This window comes from Citrobacter sp. Awk 2 (assembly GCF_028069815.1).
Lineage (GTDB): Bacteria > Pseudomonadota > Gammaproteobacteria > Enterobacterales > Enterobacteriaceae > Citrobacter.
Map to the genome: position 1 here is coordinate 23642 of NZ_JANEWL010000046.1, position 9873 is coordinate 33514.

A 9873-nucleotide genomic window follows, 5' to 3' on the forward strand; every position below is an offset into this window, starting at 1 on the left:
TATGCAAACAGGAGAATAGTTATTCATTGATGCAGCGCATCTAAGCAAATATTTCAGAATTTGTTAATGAAAGGGACGGGCATAAAAAAACCGGAAATATCAGCTATTTCCGGTTTCAAGAATCACGCTATGTAGGTCGCAACGGATGCGTTTAGGTCACCATCCGGCGTACACAGCAGATTACTGCTGCTGGGAAGACTGGATCGCGGTCAGAGCGATGGTGTAGACGATATCGTCTACCAGCGCGCCACGAGACAGGTCGTTCACCGGCTTACGCATACCCTGCAGCATCGGCCCGATGGAGATCAGGTCAGCAGAACGTTGTACCGCTTTGTAGGTGGTGTTACCGGTGTTCAGATCCGGGAAGATGAACACGGTAGCGCGACCTGCAACCGGAGAGTTCGGCGCTTTGGATTTTGCTACATCAGCCATAACAGCCGCATCGTACTGCAGAGGACCGTCGATCATCAGGTCTGGACGTTTTTCCTGCGCCAGACGCGTTGCTTCACGTACTTTCTCTACATCGCTACCTGCACCAGATGTACCGGTGGAGTAGGAGAGCATTGCAACGCGTGGTTCGATGCCGAAGGCAATCGCGGAATCAGCAGACTGAATCGCGATTTCTGCCAGCTGTTCTGCGGTCGGATCTGGGTTGATCGCGCAGTCGCCGTAAACATAAACCTGATCCGGCAGCAGCATGAAGAACACAGAAGACACCAGAGAGCTACCCGGCGCAGTTTTAATCAGCTGCAGCGGTGGGCGAATGGTGTTTGCAGTCGTGTGCACGGCACCAGAAACCAGACCGTCAACATCGTCTTGTTCCAGCATCAGAGTACCGAGAACCACGTTGTCTTCCAGTTGTTCGCGAGCAACGGTTTCGGTCATGCCTTTGTTTTTACGCAGTTCGACCAGGCGAGCAACGTAGCTTTCGCGAACCACATCCGGGTCAACGATTTCTACGCCAGCACCCAGCTCAACGCCCTGAGACGCGGCAACACGGGTGATCTCATCCGGGTTACCCAGCAGTACGCAGGTTGCGATCCCACGTTCAGCACAGATAGCCGCTGCTTTAACAGTACGCGGTTCGTCACCTTCTGGCAGAACAACACGTTTACCGGCTTTACGCGCCAGTTCGGTCAGCTGATAACGGAACGCTGGCGGAGACAGACGACGGCTGCGCTCAGAGGTCGCGGTCAGAGATTCAATCCAGTCAGCGTTGATGTAGTTTGCAACGTATTCCTGAACTTTCTCGATGCGCTCGTGATCGTCAACCGGCACTTCCAGGTTGAAGCTCTGCAGGCTCAGAGAGGTCTGCCAGGTGTTGGTGTTCACCATGAATACCGGCAGGCCAGTTTCGAATGCACGTTCGCACAGTTTGTTGATGCGCGCGTCCATTTCGTAGCCGCCAGTCAGCAGCAGGGCGCCGATTTCTACGCCGTTCATTGCCGCCAGGCATGCTGCAACCAGCACGTCAGGACGATCGGCGGACGTTACCAACAGGGAACCTGCACGGAAGTGTTCCAGCATGTGCGGAATGCTGCGTGCGCAGAACGTTACGGATTTCACGCGACGGGTATTGATATCGCCTTCGTTAACGATGGTAGCGTTCAGGTGACGCGCCATATCGATTGCACGCGTTGCGATCAGATCGAAGCTCCACGGCACCGCGCCCAGTACTGGCAGCGGGCTGGATTCTTGCAGCTTAGCCGGATCAACTTTGATCACTTTCGCTTTGGAAGAGTCGTCGAAAATCTCGGACAGATCCGGGCGGGTACGGCCCTGCTCATCAACCGGTGCGTTCAGTTTGTTAACGATAACGCCGGTGATGTTGGTATTTTTCGCGCCGCCGAAGCTGCTGCGAGTCAGTTCAATACGCTCGTTCAGCTGTTCCGGAGTATCGGTGCCCTGAGACATCACGAAGACGATTTCCGCGTTCAGCGTTTTCGCGATTTCGTAGTTCAGAGACTGGGCGAACTGATGTTTACGGGTTGGGACCAGGCCTTCAACCAGTACAACTTCAGCATCTTTGGTGTTCGCGTGGTAGTTCGCGATAATCTCTTCCATCAGCACATCTTTCTGATTGCTGGACAGCAGAGATTCCACGTGGCTCATCTTCAGCGGCTCAGCGGCTGGCAGAGAGGAGTTAGCACGCACGATGCTGGTAGTCTGGTCTGGTGCATCGCCACCGGCACGAGGTTGAGCGATTGGCTTAAAGACGCTCAGACGAACGCCTTTGCGTTCCATAGCACGGATCACGCCAAGGCTGACGCTGGTCAGGCCGACGCTGGTTCCGGTAGGGATCAGCATAATAATACGGGACACGGTTTATCCTCTTTCGTTACCGCCAATTTCAGGCGGGAGACAAAACGGCACCACCAGCTCCCGTCATACTTCAAGTTGCATGTGCGTTGGCTTTCTTCGCTCACCCCAGTCACGTACTAATGTACGCTCCTGGGATTCGCTACGTCGCCGCCTTCCTGCAACTCGAATTATTTAGGGTGTAGCTGGCGGTGTGAAATCAGGCAGTCAGACGGCTCGCGTCTTGCGCGATAACCAGTTCTTCGTTGGTTGGGATAACCACCGCAGGACGGGTACCTTCTTTGTTGATGAAACCAGATTTGCCGAAACGTGCGGCCAGGTTACGTTCGTGGTCAACTTCGAAGCCCAGAACGCCCAGTTTGCCCAGAGACAGTTCACGAACCATCGCTGCGTTTTCACCAATGCCACCGGTGAAGACAACCGCATCCAGACGACCATCCATCAGCGCGGTGTAGGAACCGATGTATTTCGCCAGACGGTGGCAGTAAACGTCCATTGCACGTTTAGCGTCTTCTTTGGTGGTGTAGTTATCTTCAACATAACGGCAGTCGCTGGTGACTTCGGTCAGACCCAGCAGGCCAGACTCTTTGGTCAGCATTTTGTTGATCTGGTCAACGCTCATGCCCAGGGTGTCGTGCAGGTGGAAGATAATCGCCGGGTCGATGTCACCGGAACGCGTACCCATCACCAGACCTTCCAGCGGGGTCAGACCCATGGAGGTATCAACACATTTACCATTACGGATTGCAGAAACAGAACCGCCGTTGCCCAGATGGCAAGTGATGATGTTCAGTTCATCAACCGGTTTGTTCAGCATTTTTGCCGCTTCCTGAGTCACGAAGAAGTGGCTGGTACCGTGCGCGCCGTAACGACGAACGCCATGCTCTTTGTACAGGCTGTACGGCAGAGCGTAGAGGTAAGATTCTTCCGGCATAGTCTGATGGAACGCGGTGTCGAACACAGCCACGTTTTTGTCTTTCAGGCTTGGGAAGGATTTCAGCGCTTCTGCGATACCGATCAGGTGAGCCGGGTTGTGCAGCGGTGCGAAAGAGGCGGAATCTTTGATGCCCTGGATAACGGAATCGTCAATAACCACGGAGCTGGTATACTTCTCGCCGCCGTGTACGATACGGTGACCAATTGCAGTCAATTGCGCGGACAATTCTGGTTTTTGTGCCAGAATAGTGTTAACGATAAAGTTCAGCGCTTCACTGTGAGCGGCGCCTGCACCTAAAGCCGCTTCTTGTTTACCGCCGTCCATTTTCCACTTGATACGTGCTTCTGGGAGATGGAAACATTCGGCTAAACCAGAGAGGTATTCTTCACCGTTTACTGCATCGATGATGGCAAATTTCAGTGAGGAGCTACCGCAGTTCAGAACCAGTACTAACTTACTCGACATGGAAGTACCTATTTATGATACGTGGCTAAAAAAACGTCAGGGAGTCATAGAGCGTAGCGCATGATGACACCGACGTTTATGATTAACATCATGCGCCAGGGTCTTTTTGGGCACGATGGAATAAATACCTTTGAGTCTATGCCATTTTGCGTATTTTTCAGCCAATGGCATACTGTATGCCAATTTGACGACTCAATGATTTTGGACTAAAGGCCTTACAGGCCGGCACAGGATACCTGAATGTGGGTATCAAAGACAAAATGTTTTGAACGATGTCCTTTGCAGTTGTTGTTTTGCACAAATTTTTTAATTTTTATATGTGAAGTTGAGGTAACCGCCATGTCGACACCGGATAATCGCTCCGTCAATTTTTTTAGCTTGTTTCGCCGGGGACAGCACTACGCAAAGACGTGGCCAATGGAAAAGCGCCTGGCGCCTGTGTTTGTTGAGAATCGCGTGATCCGCATGACGCGATATGCGATTCGCTTTATGCCACCTATCGCCGTCTTCACGTTATGCTGGCAAATTGCGTTAGGTGGCCAGTTGGGACCGGCTGTGGCAACGGCGCTGTTTGCGCTCAGCCTGCCAATGCAGGGCATGTGGTGGCTGGGTAAACGTTCCGTTACACCACTGCCGCCTTCGATTCTCAACTGGTTCTACGAAGTTCGTGGGAAATTACAAGAAGCCGGACAGGCGTTGTCGCCGGTAGAAGGAAAGCCTGATTATCAGGCGCTGGCTGACACGCTTAAGCGCGCCTTCAAACAACTGGATAAAACTTTCCTCGATGATTTGTAATTGACCCCTGATTACGCATATAAAAGAAGGCACAAGTTGCCTTCTTTTTTTTCATCGCAGTAGTAGTGATACAGGAGTCCCAAATGGAAATGACCAACGCTCAACGTCTTATTTTGTCGAACCAGTACAAAATGATGACCATGCTCGATCCGACCAACGCCGAGCGTTATCGTCGTTTGCAGACGATTATTGAACGCGGTTACGGCTTGCAGATGCGCGAGCTGGATCGTGAGTTTGGTGAGCTGACGGAAGAAACCTGTCGTACGATTATCGATATTATGGAGATGTATCACGCATTACACGTGTCCTGGACTAATCTTAAAGATGCACAGGCTATTGATGAACGCCGCGTGACGTTCCTTGGCTTTGATGCCGCAACGGAAGCCCGTTTCCTCGGGTATGTTCGTTTTATGGTGAACGTGGAAGGCCGTTACACCCACTTTGATGCCGGTACACATGGCTTCAACGCTCAGACCCCAATGTGGGAAAAATATCAGCGCATGCTGAATGTCTGGCACTCCTGCCCGCGTCAGTATCACCTGAGCGCGAATGAAATTAACCAAATCATTAATGCCTGAGGGGGCGAGCGTGCAGTGCAAAGGCTTTCTGTTTGATCTGGATGGGACGCTGGTCGATTCCTTACCAGCCGTAGAACGTGCGTGGTGTAACTGGGCCGATCGTTTTGGTCTCGATCATGACGAGGTACTCGGTTTTATTCACGGCAAGCAGGCAATTACCTCCTTGCGGCACTTTATGCCTGGCAAGTCTGACGCGGAGATTGCGGCGGAATTCACGCGTCTGGAGCATATCGAAGCGACTGAAACGGATGGAATCACCGCGCTACCCGGGGCGATTGATTTACTCAATCACCTGAATAAAGCGGGTATCCCTTGGGCGATTGTGACCTCGGGGTCGATGCCCGTTGCGCGGGCACGCCATCGTGTTGCTGGCCTTCCCGCGCCTGAAGTGTTTGTCACTGCTGAGCGGGTAAAGAGAGGCAAACCAGAGCCAGATGCATATCTGTTAGGCGCTCAACTGCTAGGTCTTGCACCGCAGGAGTGTGCGGTGGTTGAAGATGCGCCCGCTGGGGTACTCTCTGGCCTGGCTGCCGGATGTCATGTGATCGCGGTCAACGCGCCGTCGGACACGCCGCGTCTGGATGAGGTCGACTTTTCGTTGACCAGTCTGGAACAGATTTCCGTGACCAAGCAACCCAACGGAAATGTGGTCGTTATAAGAAATACCTGATCGTGATTTAGCCCCAGACTGTTGGGGCTTTTTTATGGCAAACTCAATCCATCCCTCTCATTTAACAAGGATATGTTGTGAACGGTGAATTGATATGGGTTCTCTCATTGTTGGCGATTGCCGTCGTTTTGTTTGCCACTGGCAGAGTGCGTATGGATGCAGTTGCTCTGTTGGTCATCATTGCCTTTGTTCTGAGTGGAACACTGAGCATCTCAGAGGCTTTTTCTGGTTTCAGCGATCCTAACGTTATTTTGATAGCGGCCTTATTTATCATTGGGGACGGCCTGGTGCGTACCGGGGTGGCAACGGTGATGGGGGCCTGGCTGGTGAAGGTTGCCGGTAGTAGTGAAGTTAAGATGCTGATTTTGCTGATGATCACCGTCGCCGGGCTCGGCGCTTTTATGAGTTCCACCGGTGTAGTCGCGATTTTTATTCCTGTTGTTTTAAGCGTATCTATGCGCATGCAAACCTCTCCTTCACGCCTGATGATGCCGCTTAGCTTCGCGGGGCTTATCAGCGGCATGATGACGCTGGTGGCGACGCCACCGAACCTGGTCGTCAACAGTGAGTTACTGCGCGAAGGGCTAAACGGTTTCAGTTTTTTCAGCGTGACTCCGTTGGGGCTGGTTGTTCTGGTGCTCGGCATTATTTACATGCTGTTGATGCGTTTTATGCTGAAGGGCGATGATGCCGGGCAGCAGGGGGATGGCTGGAAACGCCGGACCTTTCGCGATCTTATCAAAGAGTATCGTCTGACGGGGCGCGCCCGCCGCCTGGCGATTCGTCCAGGCTCGCCGATGATTGGCCAGCGTCTTGACGACCTGAAGCTGCGTGAGCGCTATGGGGCAAACGTTATTGGTGTTGAACGCTGGCGTCGCTTTCGGCGCGTGATTGTGGACGTTAATGGGGTTTCTGAGTTCCGTGCCCGCGACGTTTTGCTCATTGATATGTCCGCGGCCGATGTCGATCTGCGCGAATTCTGCAGTGAACAATTGCTGGAGCCGATGGTGTTGCGCGGCGAGTATTTTTCCGAACAGGCGCTCGATGTGGGGATGGCTGAGATTTCGTTGATCCCTGAATCAGAACTGATCGGTAAAACGGTACGGGAAATCGCGTTTCGTACACGTTACGGCCTGAACGTCGTCGGGGTGAAGCGTGATGGTACGGCGATGGACGGCGCGGTGGTGGATGAACCGTTGCTGATGGGCGATATCATTCTGGTGGTGGGTAACTGGAAACTCATCACCGCGCTTGGGAAAAAAGGCCGCGATTTTGTGGTGTTGAACATGCCGGTTGAAGTCAGTGAAGCGTCTCCGGCACACAGTCAGGCCCCCCACGCGATTTTCTGCCTGGTTCTGATGGTTGCGTTAATGCTGACGGATGAAATACCCAATACGGTGGCCGCAATTATCGCCTGCCTGCTGATGGGGAAATTCCGGTGTATTGATGCAGAGAGCGCCTATAAGGCGATCCACTGGCCAAGCATTATTTTGATCGTTGGGATGATGCCTTTCGCGCTGGCTTTACAAAAAACCGGCGGTGTCGATCTGGTGGTAAAAGGACTCATGGACGTCGGTGGGGGATATGGCCCGTACATGATGCTGGGTTGTCTGTTTGTCCTGTGCGCGACCATTGGCTTATTTATCTCAAATACTGCAACAGCGGTGCTGATGGCACCAATTGCGCTGGCGGCGGCGAAGTCGATGGGGGTTTCGCCGTATCCTTTTGCGATGGTCATTGCGATGGCGGCATCTGCAGCCTTTATGACGCCAGTCTCATCACCTGTCAACACGCTGGTGTTGGGACCGGGTAACTACAGCTTTAGCGACTTTGTGAAAATTGGGGTGCCATTTACGGTGATCGTGATGGCGGTGTGTGTGGTGATGATCCCGATGCTGTTCCCATTTTGATTTTTATTATGCGCCGGATGGCGGCTACGCCTTATCTGGCCTACGGGATCGTTTAGCGTCTCCAGTCTTGTAGGCCTGATAAGCGTAGCGCCATCAGGCATGATGGCGCACGATGCCGGATCTTATCCGGCCTACAAAGGTAGCGTCGCCACAAACTTACAGCGGTGAATCCTGACTGATTTCATCCAGCGACAGATGGAAGCTTGGGACAAAGACCGCTAAAAAATAGTCCATCTCTTCACTACGCCGTGACTCCAGCGTTTTTTCCAGCCGTGTTTTCGCCAGCAGAAACTCGTTGTTACCGGCCGAAAGCTCTTCCAGACATTTCAGATAGGCGCACAGGGCATCGGCCTGCTTCACAATCGATCTCTCTTCATCGCTGCTGGCGTGCTCATCAATTAATGGCGCAAAGATATCGCGTAATTCATCCGGAACCATATCGACCAGCTTCTGCTGGGCAATTTTCTCAATGGCTTTATATTCCTGAGCAATTTGTGAGTTGAAGTATTTTACCGGGGTAGGGAGGTCGCCGGTCAGTACTTCGGAAGCGTCGTGGTACATCGCCAGTAGCGCGATGCGCTCTGCGTTAACCTGACCACCAAATTTCCGGTTCTTAATCGCGGCCAGTGCATGGGCGACCATGGCGACCTGCAGGCTATGTTCGGAGACGTTTTCGGTGCGTACGTTACGCATCAGCGGCCAGCGGTTGATGAGCTTCAGACGGGATAAGTGGGCAAAAAAGTGGCTCTGCTTCATAACGACCCTTACTCTGTGACTTCAGTAACGGTATTTTGCGCAGAGAGTGCTACCGGATGCAAACCCGGTAGCACTTTGCATGATTACAGCTGGTGATAACCGGACAGGAAACGCTCAAACTTGCTCAGCGACATTTCAATATCATCAATACGCGGTAGCGTGACGATACGGAAGTGATCCGGCCACGGCCAGTTGAATGCAGTGCCCTGGACCAGCAGGACTTTTTCCTGCAGCAGGAAATCGAGTACCATTTTCTGGTCATCGTGAATATTGAAGCGTTTGGCATCAATTTTCGGGAACATATACAGAGCACCGTGCGGTTTCACACAGGAAACGCCCGGAATATCATTAAGTAATTCCCAGGCCCGGTTGCGCTGTTCATACAAACGTCCGCCTGGCATGATAAATTCGCTGATGCTCTGGTATCCACCCAGCGCGGTTTGAATGGCGTGTTGCGCTGGAACGTTGGCGCATAAACGCATGGAGGCCAGCATTTCAAGACCTTCAATATACCCTTTGGCATGTTTCTTCGGTCCGTTCAGTACCATCCAGCCCTGACGGAACCCCGCGACACGGTAAGTTTTTGACAGGCCGTTGAAGGTAATAGTCAGCAGATCCGGGGCCATTGCCGCAATTGAGTGATGCTCGGCATCATCATAGAGAATTTTGTCATAAATCTCGTCAGCAAAGATAATGAGGTTGTTCTGGCGAGCAATCTCAACAATCTCCATCAGCAGCTCTTTGGAGTAGACAGCGCCGGTAGGGTTGTTTGGGTTGATGATGACGATCCCTCGCGTGCGCGGGGTGATTTTTGCCCGAATATCATCAAGGTCCGGGAACCAGTCTGATGATTCATCACACAGGTAGTGCACGGCATTACCGCCAGAGAGCGATACTGCCGCTGTCCACAGCGGGTAATCAGGCGCAGGAACCAGCATTTCGTCCCCACTGTTCAGCAACGCCTGCATCGCCTGAACGATTAATTCAGAAACGCCGTTACCGATATAAATGTCCTCCACGGTAACATCGCGCATCCCGCGGGCCTGGTAATGCTGCATGATCGCTTTGCGGGCTGAATAAAGACCTTTTGAATCGCAATACCCTTGTGCGGTAGGCAAGTTGCGTATCACATCGACCAGAATTTCATCTGGTGCTTCAAACCCGAATGGCGCAGGGTTGCCGATGTTGAGTTTCAGAACTTTATTGCCTTCTTCTTCCAGGCGCTTTGCTTCCTTCAGAACCGGGCCACGAATGTCATAACAGACATTTTCTAATTTGCTGGATTTTTCAATGGGGGACATGAATCTTGACCTTTTTAGCTGTGAATGCCACTCCCTGCCGTGGAAGTCAGCACAGAACAATGTACTCCCCCGACGGTGAGTTTTGAAGGGTCTTTAGTAGAAGATTTCGAAAGTTGCGAGGTTATAATTAACTGTTAACAAC

At 52.3% G+C, this 9873-nt stretch carries 8 protein-coding genes; 4 read left to right on the forward strand and 4 right to left on the reverse strand.

Annotation, left to right across the window (positions count from 1 at the left end; translation table 11 throughout):
* Positions 1-180: 180 nt before the first annotated feature.
* Positions 181-2322 carry a phosphate acetyltransferase gene (gene pta / locus NNO02_RS12985; protein WP_137384163.1) on the reverse strand — a complete coding sequence of 714 codons (2142 nt, stop codon included), beginning with the start codon at positions 2320-2322 and terminating at the stop codon, positions 181-183.
* A gap of 196 nt (positions 2323-2518) precedes the next feature.
* Positions 2519-3721 (reverse strand): acetate kinase, encoded by a 1203-nt coding sequence (gene ackA / locus NNO02_RS12990; protein WP_006683648.1) that lies wholly within the window; start codon positions 3719-3721, stop codon positions 2519-2521.
* Positions 3722-4060: 339 nt separating this feature from the next.
* On the opposite strand from ackA, the gene yfbV reads away from it, so the two are divergent.
* The 4 genes from yfbV to NNO02_RS13010 all read left to right on the forward strand — a co-directional run bounded on the left by yfbV (position 4061) and on the right by NNO02_RS13010 (position 7674).
* Positions 4061-4516, forward strand: a complete 456-nt coding sequence (gene yfbV / locus NNO02_RS12995) for a terminus macrodomain insulation protein YfbV (protein ID WP_003028087.1) — start codon at positions 4061-4063, stop codon at positions 4514-4516.
* An 83-nt stretch (positions 4517-4599) separates the two neighbouring features.
* Positions 4600-5094, forward strand: a complete 495-nt coding sequence (locus NNO02_RS13000) for a YfbU family protein (protein ID WP_003028086.1) — start codon at positions 4600-4602, stop codon at positions 5092-5094.
* Positions 5087-5764 carry a sugar phosphatase gene (locus NNO02_RS13005; RefSeq protein WP_271440258.1) on the forward strand — a complete coding sequence of 226 codons (678 nt, stop codon included), beginning with the start codon at positions 5087-5089 and terminating at the stop codon, positions 5762-5764. Before NNO02_RS13000 ends, NNO02_RS13005 begins: the two co-directional genes overlap by 8 nt.
* Positions 5765-5841: 77 nt before the next feature.
* Positions 5842-7674, forward strand: a complete 1833-nt coding sequence (locus tag NNO02_RS13010; RefSeq protein WP_271454965.1) for an SLC13 family permease — start codon at positions 5842-5844, stop codon at positions 7672-7674.
* 156 nt (positions 7675-7830) lie between these two features.
* Here NNO02_RS13010 and yfbR read toward each other — a convergent pair whose 3' ends face one another.
* Both yfbR and alaA read right to left on the reverse strand, forming a co-directional pair.
* A complete protein-coding gene (gene yfbR / locus NNO02_RS13015; protein WP_137384161.1) occupies positions 7831-8430 on the reverse strand; it encodes a 5'-deoxynucleotidase in 600 nt (199 codons plus the stop codon).
* Between the two features lie 83 nt (positions 8431-8513).
* On the reverse strand, positions 8514-9731 hold the full coding sequence (gene alaA / locus NNO02_RS13020) for an alanine transaminase AlaA (RefSeq protein ID WP_271454966.1): 1218 nt from the start codon (positions 9729-9731) through the stop codon (positions 8514-8516).
* Positions 9732-9873 lie beyond the last annotated feature (142 nt).

What these genes read in the sequence shown, in the direction of transcription:
- NNO02_RS13000 (WP_003028086.1), top strand. Translation starts at nt 4,600, where the DNA reads ATGGAAATGACCAACGCTCAACGTCTTATTTTGTCGAACCAGTACAAA.
- NNO02_RS13005 (WP_271440258.1), top strand. Translation starts at nt 5,087, where the DNA reads ATGCCTGAGGGGGCGAGCGTGCAGTGCAAAGGCTTTCTGTTTGATCTG.
- ackA (WP_006683648.1), bottom strand. Translation starts at nt 3,721, where the DNA reads ATGTCGAGTAAGTTAGTACTGGTTCTGAACTGCGGTAGCTCCTCACTG.
- alaA (WP_271454966.1), bottom strand. Translation starts at nt 9,731, where the DNA reads ATGTCCCCCATTGAAAAATCCAGCAAATTAGAAAATGTCTGTTATGAC.
- yfbR (WP_137384161.1), bottom strand. Translation starts at nt 8,430, where the DNA reads ATGAAGCAGAGCCACTTTTTTGCCCACTTATCCCGTCTGAAGCTCATC.
- yfbV (WP_003028087.1), top strand. Translation starts at nt 4,061, where the DNA reads ATGTCGACACCGGATAATCGCTCCGTCAATTTTTTTAGCTTGTTTCGC.